Origin of the sequence: Streptomyces sp. G45, assembly GCF_049542095.1 — a bacterium.
In the GTDB taxonomy this organism is placed as follows: Bacteria; Actinomycetota; Actinomycetes; order Streptomycetales; family Streptomycetaceae; genus Streptomyces.
In genome coordinates, this window is the sequence record NZ_JBMUZU010000001.1 from 7,520,857 (window position 1) to 7,536,647 (window position 15,791).

A 15,791-nucleotide genomic window follows, 5' to 3' on the forward strand; every position below is an offset into this window, starting at 1 on the left:
GCGCCCTCGCGGCCCGATCGATTGTCAGTGCCCGGTGGGAAACTTGAAGAGTGGTCAGGCGCCGCGGGGCGAGGGGCCCCCGCCGCCACCACCGACCCCAACCGCCCACCGCCGAAGGGGGATTGATCCCGTGAAGGGTGACCGCGTGGAGATAGTCGTGGACGCCGGTGACACGACGCGTACGTACGAAGTGGTGGCGAGCCGGGCCGGCCGCCGGGTGGAGACCGCCGTCCGCAGGGGAGTGGTGGAAGTGAGCGAAGTCACCCGCAGCGGCTCCGTCGTCCGCACGGCCCGCTTCATGGCGACCCGCGTCCTGGCCCTCGTCGAGCAGCCCGTCCCGAGGGAGGACACATCGGAGCGGATCGGGCGTCCCCTCCGGGAAGACCCCGAGTCCTAGGTCTCCGTCTCCACCCACGGGAGTAGTTGTGTGAAGAGCGCTCATCCTCCGGGAGGCCCGCCAATCGGTACGAGGGCATGACGTCCCGAGGCCGCCACGCGCCTAGATTTGAGGTCAAGCGGCGGGTGCAGCACTCGTCCCCCGAGGTCAGACACCCGCCGCTGCCCAAGAGTCACACCGAAAGGTCAGGAAGGGAGAGCGCCATGGCGGACACCGCGCCGCGGGCCATGATCCGCACCCAGGGACGCAAGCTCTCCACCCTGGGCGTCCGGCCCTCCGGCACACGCCACCCCCTGGTGGCCACGCTCATGGTCCTCCCCCTGGCAGCCCTGCTCACGGTCGCCTTCGGCGGCTGGGACGCAGTGGTCACACAAGCGTCGTCCGTGGGCGTGATGCTGGGGCGCTGAGCGGCGCCCCGGGCCCGGAAGAGCGGTCCGGGCGGGGACATCCGGCCATGAAACCCCGTGGGGACGGGGGTGCGGCGGACGGCACAACAGCCCGCGCAGCTGGGGAGCTGCGCGGGCTGTTCCTTTCCCGAAAAGCGCGCGAGGCGTCAACGAGCCCGTCCGGCGTTTGAGGACGAGCCGCGAAGCGGCAACAAGGAGCGGGGTGCCAGGGGCGGCAGCCCCTGGTTTCGGGAAAGGGGCGCCCGCGCGCGGAGCGCGCTGATGGATGCAGCGGGGCGCACCCGCGAGGCCCCACCCCACCCCGTACGCTCACCCCAGGCCACCCCCACCCGCCCCGCGCCGCCCAGGACCCCCGTGCACCCGCCCCTCGTACCCGCCCTGACCGCCACAGCGAAGCACCACGCCCACGCCCCCCGCACCCTCACCTGCCCCTGCCGCCCCACCGACCCACCCCACGCGGTCCTCGCGAACCGCCCCGACGCCACGGTCGTCCGCCACGGACACGTCGTGGCGAAGGCCCACGCCCCCGGCACCCCCGAGCCCGCCCTCAGGGCCCGCCTCGCGACCGCCGCCCATCCCGCCCTCGCGGGCACCCTGCTGGCCCCGCTGACCCCGCAGCCCACCCGCCTGCACGACCGCCTGGTCACCCTGTGGCCCCACGGCACCCCCGTGGACCGCGACACCCCGGCCGCCGCCCCCTGGGAGGCCGCCGGAACCCTGCTGGCCCGCCTGCACCGCACCCCGCCCGCCCAACTGCCGCACCCGCTGCCCGAGATGAGGGGCCCGGAGAAGGCGGCCCGCGCCGTCGCCCGGCTGCGCGCCACGGCCCCGCACCTCGACACCCCCGCGGTCGAGCGCGCCTGGGCGGGCCTGCCGCCCTGGGCCCGGGGCGAGGCCCCCGCCCCCGCCCCGGCCCGCCTGTGCCACGGCGACCTGCACCTGGGCCAGCTCGTCCGCGCCGCCGGCGGAGACTGGCTGCTCATCGACGTCGACGACCTGGGCACCGGCGACCCGGCCTGGGACCTGGCCCGCCCCGCCGCCTGGTACGCCCTCGGCCTGCTGCCGCGGGAGGCGTGGGGGAGGTTCCTCGGCGCCTACTGGGCAGCGGGCGGCCCCGCGGTCCCCGCGGACGGCTCCGACCCCTGGCCCGGGCTCGACGCCCCGGCCCGCGCCCTGACCGCGCAGACCGCCGCCCGCGCCATCGCCAAGGCGACCGCCGAGGGGCGCCCGCTGGACGAGGTGGAGCGCGCCTTCGCCGACGCCTGCCACCGCATGGCCACCAACCCGCCCGAACAGGCGCCCACCGGCACGAAGTAGGGTGCGACGCGTCGAAGCCGGGCAGACATCCGGCGAAACGGTCACCACCGGCGAGGAGTTGAGCCGTCCATGCACTGTCCCAAGTGCCACGCACCCATGCACACGTACAACCGCAACGGCGTCCAGATCGAGCAGTGCGGCGGCTGCCGCGGGATATTCCTCGACTACGGCGAGCTGGAGGCCCTGACCCGCCTGGAGGGCCAGTGGCAGGCCCAGCAGGTTCCGCAGGCTCCGCCCGCCGCCCCGCAGTACCCGGCCGCGGCCCCCGCGCCCGCCTGGGGCGCCCCGCACGGCGGCCACCACGGACACCACGGTCACCACGGGCACAAGCACCACAAGAGCTTCGGCCACATGCTGTTCTCGTCCTGATCCGCGCCGGGCCGCCCGGGACCGCTCCCGGCTCCCGGGCCGCCCCGGCCGCGCACGACGAAGCCCCCGGCCGATGCGGCCGGGGGCTTCGCGGAGCTGGTGCGCGATACTGGGATTGAACCAGTGACCTCTTCCGTGTCAGGGAAGCGCTCTCCCGCTGAGCTAATCGCGCGGGACCATCGACGGGTCGGAACCCGCAGGTGGAGGGTGCTGCGTGCGCGATACTGGGATTGAACCAGTGACCTCTTCCGTGTCAGGGAAGCGCTCTCCCGCTGAGCTAATCGCGCGGGGAAATCTCCGGATGATCATAACTCCTCGATCGGAGTCCGATGATCAGAGATCTCAGTGGACGATACTGGGATTGAACCAGTGACCTCTTCCGTGTCAGGGAAGCGCTCTCCCGCTGAGCTAATCGTCCTTGGAGGTGGAGACGGGATTTGAACCCGTGTAGACGGCTTTGCAGGCCGTTGCCTCGCCTCTCGGCCACTCCACCAGGAGTGCGGGGTCTCGGGAAGATCCCCCACTTTCCTGCGAGCGGACGACCAGGTTCGAACTGGCGACCTCAACCTTGGCAAGGTTGCGCTCTACCAACTGAGCTACGTCCGCTTGTCTTTCCCGGCCCGCTTCCGCGTCCCGGCGACGTGTTGAACTCTAGCGGATTCCTGGGCCAGTACAAAAACGCGTTTGCGCAGCGTGCTGCCCTGTCGCCTCCCGTCCGCCTCCCGTCAGCTTCCCGTCCGCCTCCGGTCGGCGGCCCGTCGGCGGCCCCAGGGCGTCACGAAGACGCCGGTCATAGACTCACAGCCGTGCACGACCTGTTTCCCCTGGCGCGCTTCGGCGGCCTCCTCGCGACCGACCTGCGGGACGTGACCTGCGATCCCTCCGCCCTGGACAGCGGCGGCTTCTGGGCCGTCTGCGCGGACTTCGAGGGCCGCCTCGTCTGCGCCCGCTTCGGCCGCGTCCAGCGGACCCCGTGCCCGCCCCGGCGCCCGGCGCCTGGCGCGGCCCCGGGGTCGGCGACTGGGTGTCGTCCCTCGACCGCGCCGCGTACACGGAAGGCGTGCGCCGCATTCGCGCCCACATCGCGGCCGGGGACGTCTACCAGGCGAACCTCTGCCGCGTCCTGTCCGCGCCCCTGGCGGCCGACGCCGACGGCCCCGTGGACATCGACGCCCTGACCGCCCTCCTCGCGCGCGGCAACCCCGCTCCGTACGCCGGAACGATCCGCCTGCCCGCCCACGGTGTGGAGGTCGCCACCGCGTCGCCCGAGCTGTTCCTGCGCCGCACCGGCGACGTCGTCGAGTCCGGGCCCATCAAGGGCACCGGCCGGACCGAGGCGGACCTCCTGGAGAAGGACTACGCCGAGAACGTCATGATCGTGGACCTCGTCCGCAACGACCTGGGACGGGTCTGCGAGACCGGCACCGTGACCGTGCCCGACCTGTGCGCCGTGGAGAAGCACCCCGGGCTCGTGCACCTCGTCTCCACCGTGCGCGGCGAGCTGCGCCCCGGTGCGGGCTGGCCCGAACTGCTCGCCGCGGCCTTCCCGCCGGGCTCCGTCACCGGCGCCCCCAAGTCCAGCGCCCTGCGGATCATCGACGCCCTGGAGACGGCGCCCCGCGGCCCCTACTGTGGCGGCGTCGGCTGGGTCGACGCCGACCGGTGCACCGCCGAGCTGGCCGTCGGCATCCGCACCTTCTGGATCGACCGGGCCGAGAACGCCCTGCGGTTCGGTACGGGAGCGGGCATCACCTGGGGCTCGGACCCCGAGGGCGAGTGGCGCGAGACCGAGCTGAAGGCCGCGCGCCTGCTGGCGGTAGCGTCGGGAACGTACGACAACACTGGAGGAACCCCCTCGTGAAGATATGGCTCAACGGCGGCCTGGAGGAGCTGGGCTCCGCGCGCGTCTCCGTGCTCGACCACGGGCTCACCGTCGGCGACGGCATCTTCGAGACGGTGAAGGCGGTCGCCGGACGGCCCTTCGCGCTCACCCGCCACCTGGACCGGCTCGCCCGCTCCGCGCGCGGGCTCGGGCTGCCCGAGCCGGACCTGGACGAGGTCCGCCGCGCCTGCGCCGCCGTGCTGGACGCCAACCCCATGCCGGTCGGCCGTCTGCGCATCACCTACACCGGCGGGCTCTCGCCGCTCGGCTCCGACCGCGGCGACCAGGGCCCGACCCTCGTCGTCGCCCTCGGCGAGGCCGTCCGCAGGCCCGACTCCACCGCCGTGATCACGGTCCCGTGGACCCGCAACGAGCGCGGCGCCCTCACCGGCCTGAAGACCACCTCGTACGCGGAGAACGTCGTCGCCCTGGCCCGTGCCACCGCGCAGGGCGCCAGCGAGGCCCTGTTCGCCAACACGGTCGGGCAGCTCTGCGAGGGCACCGGGTCGAACGTGTTCGTCGTCCTCGACGGGGAGATCCATACGCCGCCCGTGTCCTCCGGGTGCCTCGCGGGCATCACGCGCGCGCTGACCGTCGAGTGGACCGGCGCCCGGGAGACCGACCTGCCCCTGGACGTCCTCGACCGCGCCGACGAGGTCTTCCTCACCTCCACGCTGCGCGACGTCCAGGCCGTGCACCGCGTCGACGGGCGCGAGTTGCCGGGCGCGCCGGGCCCGGTCACGGCCAAGGCGATGCGGGTCTTCGCCGAGCGCGCCGCGGACGACCTCGACCCGTAGCCCGCCGAGCGGCCCGGGGTGCCGTACGGCACGCGAAAACCGGATGACGCGGGGGCGTTGGGCGGGTACAACACCCGTGATGACGACGACCCTGCGGCCGACCGGGCCGCTTCGCGAAAGCACCGACGGCGCCAAGACGCGCGACTTCGACGTCTGCGTGAACAGCCGCCCCGTCGGCCTGATACAGCTCGGCACCCACAGCGTCTTCGGACCCCGGGTGGCCCAGATCCTGGACCTGCGCGTCGACGAGCCGGACCGGCGGCGCGGGCGCGCCACCGTGGCCGCCCTGGCCGCCGAGGAGGTCGCGCGCGGCTGGGGCTGCACCCGCGTCGAGGCCTCCGTGCCCGCGGCCGCCGCGGGCGCCCTCGGCCTGGTCGCCGCGCTCGGCTACGCGGAGCGCACCCGCGCCATGGCCAAGCAACTGCCGCTGAGCCCGCCCGCGCTGCCCGACGGCGTCCAGGCACGGCCCATGACGCGGGGCGAGTACGAGGTGTGGCGGACGCGGGCCCAGAGCGGGTACGCCATGTCGTGGCGGGAGCGCGGTGGCCTCTCCGAGGCCGAGGCGCGGGCCAAGGCCGAGCAGGACTACGACCGCCTCCTGCCCAACGGCCTCGACAGCCCCGACACCGACCTCGGCGTCCTGCTCCGCGACGGCACCCAGGTCGGCACGCTGTGGTTGGGCGTGCGCGACGGCGAGACCTTCGTCTTCGACGTCCGGGTCGGCGCCGACTTCCGCGGCCAGGGGCACGGGCGGGCACTGATGCGGTACGCGGAGGCGCGGGGGGTGGCGGCGGGCCGGACCCGCATCGGCCTGAGCGTCTTCGTCGACAACACGCCCGCCCTGCGCCTGTACGAGTCGCTCGGCTATGAGCCGGTCACGCACTACTTCTACAAGCGGTTGCTCTGACGGCGGTTGCTTTGACGGCGGTTGCTCTGACGGCGAGCCGAGCGGCCGCTTGGGGAGGCTCAGCGCGCTGACCGGGGCGGCCGGGCCGACCGGGCCGCCCGGGCTGACTTGGCGGCCGGGGCGGCTACGTCGACTGGGTCGACCCGGTCGGCTGGCTTCCGTCAGTCCCGTGCGAGCAGGCCGTCGACGAGTTCCTCGACGCGCTCGCGCAGCCCGTCCTGGCTCTTGCCGCCGTCGAGGCGCTCACCGCCGACGACGTACGTGGGCGTCCCGGTGACGCCGATCGCCTTGCCCTCGGCCTGGTCGGCGTCGACGATCAGGATGTGTCGGCCGTCCACCAGGGCGGTGTCGAACTCCTCGGCGTCCAGGCCGAGTTCGGCGGCCACCGCCACGAGGAGCCGCTCGCCCTCGCGGTCGAACTCCTCGACGCGGGCCAGCACCGCCTCGACGTACTCCCAGCCCCTGCCCTGCTCCAGGGCCTCCTCGGCGGCCTGCGCGGCGGCGAAGGAGTGCTTGTGCTTGTCCAGCGGGAAGTGGCGCAGCCGCACGTCGACGCGGTCGCCGTAGCGGGCCCGCAGGGCGCGGACGTCGTCGAGGGCGGTGCGGCAGTCGGGGCACTGGAGCTCGCACCAGAAGTCGACGACGACGGGGCCGGTCGGCCCGGAGGGGGAGGAGTCGTTCATGCGCCCAGTGTCCCAGCCTGCGGGAAGGCCCCCCAACCGGGACTCGCTCGCCGGGTGCGGGACCGGCACCTGGGGATGAGGGGTTACCCGGATATCTCCCTGATGTCCTGGGCGACCGTGGCCCCGGGCGCCCCGGCCGGTGCAGGATGGAAGGGACACACGCTCCACCGATCGACTGTGCCCGCGGGCCTGGAGGACCGGGATGTTTGCCGAGACCATCTGCTCCGCCGTATCCGCGGCAGGCCTGGGCATCGCCGCTGTCACGGCGTATCGCAAGCGCTTCCTCGCCGCGGCGCGGCTCGCCGCCTATTCGCTGGTGCCCATCGGCCTGGTCATGACCGGAGCCGTCGAATGGGCCGCGGAGACCGCGTTCAGCCCGGTGGCGTGGGCGGGCTTCGGCGTGCTCGGCGCGGCCTGGCTGCTGTTCATGGGCACTCGCGCCGTGGAGCGCCGCTCCGGCGGCACCCGCAAGGAGCGCAGGGCCGCCGAGAAGGCCGCCCGGCGCGAGGCCGTCGCCCCCGCCGCGTCCGCCCCCTCCCTCGGCCCGTCCACCCGGCCCGCCGCCAAGGCCCCGCAGAAGAAGGCGGCCCCGGCGGAGGACTTCAGCGACATCGAGGCCATCCTGAAGAAGCACGGCATCTGACCGCTTCCGACCTGACTGCTTCCGACCTGGCCGCTCCCGACCTGGCCGTTCCTGATCTGACCGCTCCCGTCCGCCCTGGCGCCAGCTCGCCCCGCCCCGGCGCCATGCTCACCCAAGCGCCCCGCTCGGCCCGGCCGCGGGCCCCGCCCGGACGGACCGGCTTTCGAGCGTATCCACGGACACCGTTCGCAGGTGCGGCCCCCGGCCCCGCCAAGGTCACGGAATGCGGCGAACTCCCCATCGAACCGGGCGTGTTGGTGTCCCCGTCGGCGCGCGCTGCGTCATCATCGCGGCGAGATGCTGGACACCACTCCGCAGAGCGACCCCGCCCGGCCTGACGGGCACGGAACCGCCGACGAACCGCAGGGCTGCCTCTTCGCCCTCTCCCAGCCCCCGTTGATGATCTTCCTGGCGGTGATCGGCTGCCTGCTGCTCATGGCGTCACTGCACGACCTGCTCCTGCTCTAGCGCCGCCCGCGCCCGCCGGTCCAGCGTCTCCCCGCCCGGTGCCCCCTGGTCGGGGCCCTCGGCGCCCGCCGCCTCCCGGCGCCGGGCCCGGTAGGCGGCGACGTGCAGCCGGTTGCCGCAGGTGCGGCTGTCGCAGTAGCGGCGCGAGCGGTTCCGGGAGAGGTCGATGAAGGCGCGGCGGCAGTCCGGCGCCTCGCACCGGCGCAGCCGCTCCTGCTCGCCCGCGACGACGAAGAAGGCCAGCGCCATCCCGCAGTCGGCCGCCAGGTGATCGGCGACGGACGCGCCGGGAGCGAAGTAGTGCACGTGCCAGTCGTAGCCGTCGTGATCGGTGAGGCGCGGCGTGGTGCCCGCGGCGGCGACGAGATCGTTGAGCAGGGCCGCCGCGACGTGCGGCTCGCGGGCGGCGAACACCTCGGCGAACCGGCGGCGGACGCGGTGCACCCCCGCGAGGTCCCGCTCGGAGAGCGCCCCCACGTCACTGATCGCGTGTTCCTCTACGAACGCGCGCAGGGCCGCGACGTCCGCGAGCCCTTCGACGCCGTCGCCGTTCTCTTCGTCTGGCGCGGAGTTCACCAGATCGACCACGGCGCCGAGTGCACACCGGGTGTCGTGGGTGATCAGCACGATTCGCTCCCTGGCCTGGAGGTCGGGCGGCGCCCGCCTGGTGCTGGCCGATGCTAGCGGCTCACGCCCCGCACGCCACGGCGCCGGAGCCGCGGAATTCCGCGGCTCCGGCGCCGGTGTCTGCCGTGCCTTCCGGTATGTCGTTGTCGTACCCGCGCGTGACCCGCGCCGTCTCCCCGAGTCGGACGGCGGCGGGGACTGAGGACCGGACCGCGCTAACTTTCGGCCAGGATGTGTGAGAGCTCCGTGTCGAGGTCGAAGTGGCGGTGTTCGGTACCGGGCGGCACGGCCGCGTCGGTTCGCTTCAGGAACGATTCCAGGGCCCGCGCCGGGGCCTCGAGCAGAGCCTCGCCCTCGGGGGAGCTCAGGGCGATGCAGACGACGCCCTGACCGTGGCTGCGGGACGGCCAGACACGGACGTCTCCGGTGCCCGTGGGCCGGTGCAGGCCCTCGGCGAGGAGGTCGCGGGCGAACACCCACTCGACGGTCTCCTCGGCTCCGGTGTGGAAGGTGGCGTGCACGGCATAGGGATCGGCCGTGTCATACCGCAGTCCTGCGGGTACAGGCAGTGAGGACTCGCTCGACACAACGAGGCGCAGGTGCAGCTCGCAGCTGACCGTGGTGTTCATAAGCGCCAAGGCCTTTCGCTCAGTGTGCGCTCGGGGATTCGCACGTCGGCGAAATCGACATGCCACCTACGGTGCCGTTGTAAACCCCTCTGAGGGTTTTGCGTGTCTTTAGGTGGCTCGTATGGCGGACTGCCCCATTGGTTCGTACGGCCATTCCGGTGACGGGTTTCCGTCCGGTAGGGTTTGGGGGCATGAATACGGGGAGTAACGAGCCGGTCGTCACCGAGGCGGCCGAGGGGGGCGAGGGCACGGCCAAGCCCGAGAAGCCCTTCGGGTCGCGAGCGCCGGAGTTCATCAAGGCACGCCGGGCCCTGCACCTGAGCTGGCAGGTCGGCGTCTTCGTCGTGGGCCTCGCCGTGGTGATCGTGGGCATCATCATGCTGCCCCTGCCGGGCCCCGGCTGGGTGGTCATCTTCGGCGGCATGGCGATCTGGGCGACCGAGTTCGTCTGGGCGCAGCTGGTGCTCCGCTGGACGAAGCGGAAGGTCACCGAGGCGGCACAGCGCGCACTCGACCCACGCGTACGCCGCCGCAACATCATCCTCACCACCATCGGCCTGGTGATCATCGCGGCCCTCGGCGGCATCTACCTGTGGAAGTTCGGCCTGGAGATGCCCTGGAAGATCAACGACCAGTGACCCCGCCCCCGGGCGGGACCCGGGGGGTGGTCCGAGGCACCCCCTGACATGGGGTAATGTTCTCTCTGCGCCCGGGCGATTAGCTCAGTGGGAGAGCGCTTCGTTCACACCGAAGAGGTCACTGGTTCGAACCCAGTATCGCCCACCCGGGATTGTGGCCCGGAGGCTGGAAACAGCCTCCGGGCCACAGCCGTATTTGACGGCCTTTCACGGAATTCGAGTGCCCCGGCGGGCGATTCCGGCGCCTCCGCCCGGTGATTCCCGCGCGTCACGCGGCGATTCGGGCACCTCCGCGCGACGATTCCGGGCACTCCGCCCGGCCCTCGGAATAACTCATTCCTATTTCTGCCGAGTTGACGTCCCGTCGGATCCCGGCACCGCGCCCCACACTGGGCCCATGAACTGGTGCCACTACCGCTTCCACGCCCGCTGGGACCTGCCCCAGGCGCCCGCCGCCGTGTACGCCGCGCTGGAGCGCGCCGAGGACTACCCCTCCTGGTGGCCCCAGGTCCGCGAGGTGACCCCGCTCGACGACCGCAGCGGCACCGTACGGCTGCGGTCGCTGCTGCCGTACGACCTCGTGATCACCGCCCGCGAGGCCCGGCGCGACCCCGGCCGCGGCGTCCTGGAGATCACGATGAGCGGCGACCTCGACGGCTGGGCCCGCTGGACGCTCACCGCCGCGCCCACCGGCGGCACCAGCGCGCGCTACGACCAGGAGGTCGAGGTCCGCAAGCCCCTGATGCGCCGCCTCGCCCTGCCCGGCAGACCCCTGTTCCGGCTCAACCACGCGCTGATGATGCGCGCCGGGAGACGCGGCCTCGCGGCCCGGCTGGGCCCGGAGGGGCCGCGCGGGGCGCGTCGTTGAGGGGCGGCAGCCGAGCGGCGGGCGAGCGGTTTGAAGGATCGGCGCCCGGACCTGTATTGTTCAGTGCGTTCCCGGGCGATTAGCTCAGTGGGAGAGCGCTTCGTTCACACCGAAGAGGTCACTGGTTCGAACCCAGTATCGCCCACCCGGAGATCACCGGTCCGTCACCGACGGACCGGTTTTTTCATGCCCTGGTTCCGTTTTCATGCCCTGGTTCCGGCAACGCTCACGCCGCCGCGGGCAGTTCCGGACGCAGCGGCCACGCCGGGTCCACCGCCTCCGGCGAACCGGAGCGCGCGAACCACGACTGGAGCCCCCGGGCCTGCGCCGCGTGCCACACCGCCTGCAACGTGTGCAGCTCCGCCGGGGACAACCGGTCGAGCCGCGTCGCGAAACGGCGCCCCACCGCGCGGACGACATCCAGCGCGGCCTGGGCGTCCGCCGCCGCGTCATGCGCGCCGCTCAGCTCCACGCCGTAGTGCGCGCACAGGTCCGTCAGCGTGCGGCGGCCCTTGCGGTAGCGGTCCAGATGCCGGTCGAGCACCCGCGGGTCGACGACGCACAGCGGATAGCTCTCCACATAGCGCGCCAGCGACGACGCCCGGTGCCTGCGCAACTCCCGGTCGAGCAGCGTCAGGTCGAACGGCGCGTTCATCACCACCAGCGGACGCCCCGCCGCCCCCTGCTCCGCCAGCTCCCGCCCGATCTCCTCCATCACCGGAGCGGGCCAGCGGCCGTTGCGCTCCAGGTGCTCCTGCGTCAGACCGTGCACCGCCGTGGCCGCTTCGGGCACCGGAACGCCCGGGTTCACCAGCCAGCGGGTCACGCGCGGCCGGGCCCCCGCGCCGTTCTGCACGACGACGGCGGCCGACACGATCCGGTCGGTCTCGACGTCGACACCCGTGGTCTCCGTGTCGAATGCGGCCAAGGGCCCCTCATACCAGCACGTCATCCCGACGCAACTCCTCGTTCAGCTCCGGCAGTTGACCTCCACTCCTGCCTCACGCTGGTGATACCCGGGCCGTTTGCCCCGAACCCGCCCAGGAGACAACACAGGTACGGAGCCGCGTGGTTGACGGCTCAAGCGCTCATCCCACCGGTTCGGAAGGCCCCCTCGCCATGGCGCTCGCGCGGCCCGAACAGAGCGGGCTGCTGCCCGAGCGGATCGCACCGCCGCGCGGCACCCTCGCCACCACCGCCTGCATGGAGACCCTTCAGGTGGGCTATCTGCACGCCGTCGCCGCCGCGGCGGGCTGCTCGCTGTCCCAGCCCTTTCCCGACAACGGCATCGACTGGCACGTCAGCCACAGCGCCCCGGGGCACACCGTGGACGACGAGGTCACCATCAAGGTCCAGCTCAAGTGCACGTACCAGATCCCGCCCCGCCCCGAGGGCCCCGCCTTCTCCTTCACCCTGGACAACGCCCACCTGGAGAAGCTCGCCCGCACCCCGGTGTCCGTACACAAGATCCTGGTCGTCATGATCGCGCCCCGCTCGCGCGACGACTGGCTGCGCGCCGACCACGACCACCTCGCCCTGCGGCACTGCTGCTACTGGACCAACCTCGCGGGACACCCCGTGACCGGCAGGCGCCGGACCACCGTCCGTGTGCCGACCTCACGGATCTTCGACGACACGGCCCTCTGCGAGATCATGACGCGCGTCGGCGCGGGAGGGAGACCCTGATGCACCGCCCGAACGACGACCCCGCCCCCGCCCCCGTACGAGGCGACGGCCCCGCCCCCGTACGAGGCGACCACTCCGTTCCCGTACGCAGCGGCGGCCCGGGTTCCCTGCGAGGCGACGCCCCCGCCCCCGCACGCGGGGTCCGCGCCCGGCCCGGCGGTGGTCCGCGCCTCTGGGGCGAGCCGCCCGACCCCGGGCAGGTCGACCCCGCCGTCCTCGGCGCCCTCCTCGACCGGCACGGCTGGCAGCGCCGCGGTGGCGCCGCCGGGCGCTACTCCCGGTGGACCCCGCCCGGCGCCCCCCACGGCGGCGGCACCAGCCTCCTCGTCCCCGACAGCCGCGCCTTCCCCGACAGCGACGACCTGCTCGGCGAGGCCCTCACCGCCCTGGCCCGCAGCTCCGCGCCGTCCGCCCGCGACGTCCTCGTCTCCCTCGCCGTACCCAGCGACGAGATCCGCTGGTGGCGGGACGCGCCGAGCGGCCCCGTCGGCGCGGCGCCCTGGACCGTCGAGGAGCAGCTGCGCGCCGCCGCCCGCCAGATGCTGCTCGCCGGGGCCCTCGCCGCCCGCGAACGCGCCGGGTACCACGGCGCCCGCCACCGCCGCACCGCCGCCGCGGCCCTGGAGCGCGTCCTCGTCGGGCCCGCGCCCGGCGGGCGCGAGCTGACCGCCTTCGTGCCCGTCCCCGAGGGCCGCCCCCTCGCCGTACGGCTGCACCAGGCGCTCTGCGCCGCCCGCGAGGCCGTCGACTACCGGCGCGCCACCGGCGGCATGGACGCCTTCGACGGCGCGGTCCGGGCGGGCGTCAGCCACGAGCTGGTCGAGGCCGTGGTCGCCCTGGTCCGCGGCACCGAGGGCGCCCGCGTGCACGTCGCCTGGGCGCCCGCCGCGGGTACCCCCGAGGGGTGCGCGGCCGCCGCCGAGCCCGTCGAGTTCTCGCCCGGCGACCTGCCCGTCCTGCGCGAGGCGAGCGCCCGCTACCTGCGCGCCGAGCCGTCCGTGCCCGTACGGATCACCGGCGCCGTCGTCCGCATGCGGCGCTCCGGGCCGCGCGGGGCGGGCACGGTACGGGTGCGGGTGCTCGCGGGCGCCGAGGTCCCGCACGTGCGGATGTCCCTCGACGAGGAGGCGTACCGCGTCGCCGGGCACGCCCACCTGGTCGGCCTGCCGATCCGGGTGCGCGGCCGACTGGAGAGCAGGGGCGGCTTCCGCAGGCTCACGGGGGCCAGCGAGGTGGCGCCGGTGCGGGTCGACGACGCCGAGCGGGACCGGCTGATGAAGTCGGCGCAGGAGTACGCGGACGCGCCGACCTTCTTCGAGGAGGCCCGCGGCGGCGACTGAGCCGGGGCGGGGCCCGCTCGCTGACAACCGTTTCGCGGCGGGCCCCCGGGGCTCGGTACGATTCGTACCGCGCGCAGGCGAGGATCTGCGGCAGCCCCCTTCCAGGCAGGAGAGACCGGTGTCAGACGTCCGTGTGACCATCCAACGCGATTCCGAGCGGGAAGAGCGCGTGGTGACCACGGGCACTACGGCCGCCGACCTCTTCCAGGGCGAGCGCACCGTCGTCGCCGCGCGCGTCGGCGGCGAGCTGCGGGACCTCGCGTACGAGGTCAAGGACGGCGAGGAGGTCGAGCCCGTCGAGATCTCCTCCGAGGACGGCCTGAACATCCTGCGCCACTCCACCGCGCACGTCATGGCCCAGGCCGTGCAGGAGCTGTTCCCCGAGGCCAAGCTCGGCATCGGCCCGCCCATCCGGGACGGCTTCTACTACGACTTCGACGTCAAGGAGCCCTTCACCCCTGAGGACCTCAAGCGCATCGAGAAGCGGATGCAGGAGATCCAGAAGCGGGGGCAGAGGTTCGCGCGCCGCGTCACCACCGACGAGGACGCCCGCGTCGAGCTGGCCGACGAGCCGTACAAGCTGGAGCTGATCGGCCTCAAGGGCAACGCCGCGCAGGCCGCCGACGGCGCCGACGCCGAGGTGGGCGCGGGCGAGCTGACCATCTACGACAACCTGGACGCCAAGACCGGCGAGCTGTGCTGGAAGGACCTCTGCCGGGGTCCGCACCTGCCCAGCACCCGCGCGATCCCCGCGTTCAAGCTCATGCGGTCCGCCGCCGCGTACTGGCGGGGCAGCGAGAAGAACCCGCAGCTCCAGCGCATCTACGGCACCGCCTGGCCGACCAAGGACGAGCTGAAGGCACACCTGGAGTTCCTCGCGGAGGCCGAGAAGCGGGACCACCGCAAGCTCGGCGCGGAGCTGGACCTGTTCTCCTTCCCGGAGGAGCTGGGCCCGGGCCTCGCGGTCTTCCACCCCAAGGGCGGCGTGATCCGCAAGGTGATGGAGGACTACTCCCGCAAGCGGCACGAGGACTCCGGCTACGAGTTCGTGAACACCCCGCACATCTCGAAGGAGAAGCTCTTCGAGACCTCGGGGCACCTGCCGCACTACGCGGACGGCATGTTCCCGGCGATCGAGTTCGACGAGCAGAATTACCGCCTCAAGGCGATGAACTGCCCGATGCACAACCTGATCTTCAAGTCGCGGGGCCGGTCCTACCGCGAGCTGCCGCTGCGTCTCTTCGAGTTCGGCACCGTGTACCGGTACGAGAAGTCGGGCGTCGTGCACGGCCTGACCCGCTCGCGCGGGTTCACCCAGGACGACTCGCACATCTACTGCACCAAGGAGCAGATGGCGGAGGAGCTGGACAAGCTCCTCACCTTCGTCCTCGACCTGCTGCGTGACTACGGTCTGAACGAGTTCGAGCTGGAGCTGTCCACCCGCGACGACTCCGACAAGTTCATCGGCTCGGACGAGGACTGGGCCGAGGCCACGGAGGCGCTGCGCGCTGCTGCTGAGAAGCAGGGCCTGCCGCTGGTGCCGGACCCGGGCGGGGCCGCGTACTACGGGCCGAAGATCTCCGTGCAGGCGCGTGACGCGATCGGCCGGTCCTGGCAGATGTCGACCCTCCAGGTGGACTTCAACCAGCCGAAGCGCTTCGGGCTCGAGTACACCGCGGCGGACGGCTCCAAGCAGCAGCCGGTGATGCTGCACCGTGCGCTGTTCGGCTCGATCGAGCGGTTCTTCGGTGTGCTGCTTGAGCACTACGCGGGCGCGTTCCCGGCGTGGCTGGCTCCGGTGCAGGCGGTGGGCATCCCGGTCGGGGACGCGCACGTGCCGTACCTCCAGGAGTTCGCGGAGGAGGCGAGGAAGCACGGGCTGCGCGTCGAGGTGGACGCCTCGTCGGACCGGATGCAGAAGAAGATCCGCAACGCGCAGAAGTCCAAGGTGCCGTTCATGGTCATCGTCGGGGACGACGACATGAACGCGGGCTCGGTGTCGTTCCGGTACCGGGATGGGTCGCAGGAGAATGGGATTCCTCGTGACGAGGCACTGCGGAAGCTCGTTGATGTAGTGGAGCGTCGCGTTCAGGCATGACGTGTTCCCCGTTGGCGCGGGGTGGTCCCATGCAA

At 72.9% G+C, this 15,791-nt stretch carries 17 protein-coding genes, 7 tRNA genes and 1 pseudogene; 16 read left to right on the forward strand and 9 right to left on the reverse strand.

What is annotated here, in order from left to right; translation table 11 throughout:
• Window positions 1–130 precede the first annotated feature (130 nt).
• The 4 genes from ACOBQU_RS31905 (at window position 131) to ACOBQU_RS31920 (ending at window position 2,490) form a co-directional block, all read left to right on the forward strand.
• Complete coding sequence (locus ACOBQU_RS31905; RefSeq protein WP_423631902.1) at window positions 131–397, forward strand: hypothetical protein; 267 nt, start codon at window positions 131–133, stop codon at window positions 395–397.
• Window positions 398–600: 203 nt separating this feature from the next.
• Entirely contained in the window at window positions 601–804 is a 204-nt protein-coding gene (locus tag ACOBQU_RS31910; RefSeq protein ID WP_423631904.1) for a hypothetical protein, read from the forward strand.
• A 261-nt stretch (window positions 805–1,065) separates the two neighbouring features.
• Window positions 1,066–2,121 carry an aminoglycoside phosphotransferase family protein gene (locus ACOBQU_RS31915; protein WP_423631906.1) on the forward strand — a complete coding sequence of 352 codons (1,056 nt, stop codon included), beginning with the start codon at window positions 1,066–1,068 and terminating at the stop codon, window positions 2,119–2,121.
• Window positions 2,122–2,190: 69 nt separating this feature from the next.
• Window positions 2,191–2,490: a zf-TFIIB domain-containing protein gene (locus ACOBQU_RS31920; RefSeq protein WP_423631908.1), complete on the forward strand. Its 300-nt coding sequence runs from the start codon at window positions 2,191–2,193 to the stop codon at window positions 2,488–2,490.
• 97 nt (window positions 2,491–2,587) lie between these two features.
• On the opposite strand, the gene ACOBQU_RS31925 is transcribed toward ACOBQU_RS31920, so the two are convergent.
• The 5 genes from ACOBQU_RS31925 to ACOBQU_RS31945 all read right to left on the reverse strand — a co-directional run bounded on the left by ACOBQU_RS31925 (window position 2,588) and on the right by ACOBQU_RS31945 (window position 3,096).
• Window positions 2,588–2,662: transfer RNA gene (locus ACOBQU_RS31925), tRNA-Val, on the reverse strand.
• A gap of 43 nt (window positions 2,663–2,705) precedes the next feature.
• Window positions 2,706–2,777, reverse strand: a tRNA-Val gene (locus ACOBQU_RS31930).
• A gap of 59 nt (window positions 2,778–2,836) precedes the next feature.
• Window positions 2,837–2,908, reverse strand: a tRNA-Val gene (locus ACOBQU_RS31935).
• A gap of 1 nt (window position 2,909) precedes the next feature.
• A tRNA-Cys gene (locus tag ACOBQU_RS31940) sits at window positions 2,910–2,983 on the reverse strand.
• 40 nt (window positions 2,984–3,023) lie between these two features.
• Window positions 3,024–3,096, reverse strand: a tRNA-Gly gene (locus tag ACOBQU_RS31945).
• 200 nt (window positions 3,097–3,296) lie between these two features.
• Between ACOBQU_RS31945 and ACOBQU_RS31950 the strand changes: the two are divergent.
• The 3 genes and pseudogenes from ACOBQU_RS31950 to ACOBQU_RS31960 all read left to right on the forward strand — a co-directional run bounded on the left by ACOBQU_RS31950 (window position 3,297) and on the right by ACOBQU_RS31960 (window position 6,076).
• A pseudogene (locus ACOBQU_RS31950) lies at window positions 3,297–4,351 on the forward strand (chorismate-binding protein).
• Window positions 4,348–5,169, forward strand: coding sequence for an aminotransferase class IV (locus ACOBQU_RS31955; protein ID WP_423631910.1), 822 nt, complete (start codon window positions 4,348–4,350; stop codon window positions 5,167–5,169). The pseudogene ACOBQU_RS31950 and the gene ACOBQU_RS31955 overlap by 4 nt, the downstream one beginning before the upstream one ends.
• Window positions 5,170–5,248: 79 nt before the next feature.
• Window positions 5,249–6,076 carry a GNAT family N-acetyltransferase gene (locus tag ACOBQU_RS31960; protein ID WP_423631912.1) on the forward strand — a complete coding sequence of 276 codons (828 nt, stop codon included), beginning with the start codon at window positions 5,249–5,251 and terminating at the stop codon, window positions 6,074–6,076.
• 161 nt (window positions 6,077–6,237) lie between these two features.
• On the opposite strand, the gene ACOBQU_RS31965 is transcribed toward ACOBQU_RS31960, so the two are convergent.
• Entirely contained in the window at window positions 6,238–6,759 is a 522-nt protein-coding gene (locus tag ACOBQU_RS31965; protein ID WP_423631914.1) for a DsbA family protein, read from the reverse strand.
• Between the two features lie 202 nt (window positions 6,760–6,961).
• On the opposite strand from ACOBQU_RS31965, the gene ACOBQU_RS31970 reads away from it, so the two are divergent.
• Both ACOBQU_RS31970 and ACOBQU_RS31975 read left to right on the forward strand, forming a co-directional pair.
• On the forward strand, window positions 6,962–7,402 hold the full coding sequence (locus ACOBQU_RS31970; protein WP_423631916.1) for a hypothetical protein: 441 nt from the start codon (window positions 6,962–6,964) through the stop codon (window positions 7,400–7,402).
• Between the two features lie 297 nt (window positions 7,403–7,699).
• A complete protein-coding gene (locus ACOBQU_RS31975; RefSeq protein WP_423631918.1) occupies window positions 7,700–7,870 on the forward strand; it encodes a hypothetical protein in 171 nt (56 codons plus the stop codon).
• On the opposite strand, the gene ACOBQU_RS31980 is transcribed toward ACOBQU_RS31975, so the two are convergent.
• Together ACOBQU_RS31980 and ACOBQU_RS31985 are read right to left on the reverse strand one after the other, a co-directional pair.
• The gene (locus ACOBQU_RS31980) at window positions 7,844–8,497 is read right to left on the reverse strand and encodes a CGNR zinc finger domain-containing protein (RefSeq protein WP_423631920.1); all 654 of its coding nucleotides are present in this window, start codon (window positions 8,495–8,497) and stop codon (window positions 7,844–7,846) included. The two genes, ACOBQU_RS31975 and ACOBQU_RS31980, sit on opposite strands and share 27 nt — an antisense overlap.
• Window positions 8,498–8,712: 215 nt before the next feature.
• The gene (locus ACOBQU_RS31985) at window positions 8,713–9,126 is read right to left on the reverse strand and encodes an SsgA family sporulation/cell division regulator (RefSeq protein ID WP_003959770.1); all 414 of its coding nucleotides are present in this window, start codon (window positions 9,124–9,126) and stop codon (window positions 8,713–8,715) included.
• A gap of 191 nt (window positions 9,127–9,317) precedes the next feature.
• Between ACOBQU_RS31985 and ACOBQU_RS31990 the strand changes: the two genes are divergently transcribed.
• From ACOBQU_RS31990 to ACOBQU_RS32005, 4 genes are all read left to right on the forward strand, one after another.
• Window positions 9,318–9,764, forward strand: coding sequence for a TIGR02611 family protein (locus tag ACOBQU_RS31990; RefSeq protein WP_423631922.1), 447 nt, complete (start codon window positions 9,318–9,320; stop codon window positions 9,762–9,764).
• Between the two features lie 73 nt (window positions 9,765–9,837).
• Window positions 9,838–9,909 (forward strand) — tRNA-Val (locus ACOBQU_RS31995).
• Between the two features lie 252 nt (window positions 9,910–10,161).
• A complete protein-coding gene (locus tag ACOBQU_RS32000) occupies window positions 10,162–10,632 on the forward strand; it encodes an SRPBCC family protein (RefSeq protein ID WP_423631924.1) in 471 nt (156 codons plus the stop codon).
• 73 nt (window positions 10,633–10,705) lie between these two features.
• A tRNA-Val gene (locus tag ACOBQU_RS32005) sits at window positions 10,706–10,777 on the forward strand.
• A gap of 81 nt (window positions 10,778–10,858) precedes the next feature.
• Here the strand turns inward: ACOBQU_RS32005 and ACOBQU_RS32010 are convergent.
• Window positions 10,859–11,584, reverse strand: coding sequence for a 3'-5' exonuclease (locus tag ACOBQU_RS32010; RefSeq protein WP_423631925.1), 726 nt, complete (start codon window positions 11,582–11,584; stop codon window positions 10,859–10,861).
• A gap of 167 nt (window positions 11,585–11,751) precedes the next feature.
• Between ACOBQU_RS32010 and ACOBQU_RS32015 the strand changes: the two genes are divergently transcribed.
• From ACOBQU_RS32015 to thrS, 3 genes are all read left to right on the forward strand, one after another.
• On the forward strand, window positions 11,752–12,318 hold the full coding sequence (locus ACOBQU_RS32015; RefSeq protein ID WP_423631927.1) for a DUF4365 domain-containing protein: 567 nt from the start codon (window positions 11,752–11,754) through the stop codon (window positions 12,316–12,318).
• A complete protein-coding gene (locus tag ACOBQU_RS32020) occupies window positions 12,318–13,658 on the forward strand; it encodes a hypothetical protein (RefSeq protein WP_423631929.1) in 1,341 nt (446 codons plus the stop codon). The genes ACOBQU_RS32015 and ACOBQU_RS32020 overlap by 1 nt, the downstream gene beginning before the upstream one ends.
• Window positions 13,659–13,776: 118 nt before the next feature.
• Window positions 13,777–15,756 carry a threonine--tRNA ligase gene (gene thrS, locus ACOBQU_RS32025; protein WP_423631930.1) on the forward strand — a complete coding sequence of 660 codons (1,980 nt, stop codon included), beginning with the start codon at window positions 13,777–13,779 and terminating at the stop codon, window positions 15,754–15,756.
• Window positions 15,757–15,791 lie beyond the last annotated feature (35 nt).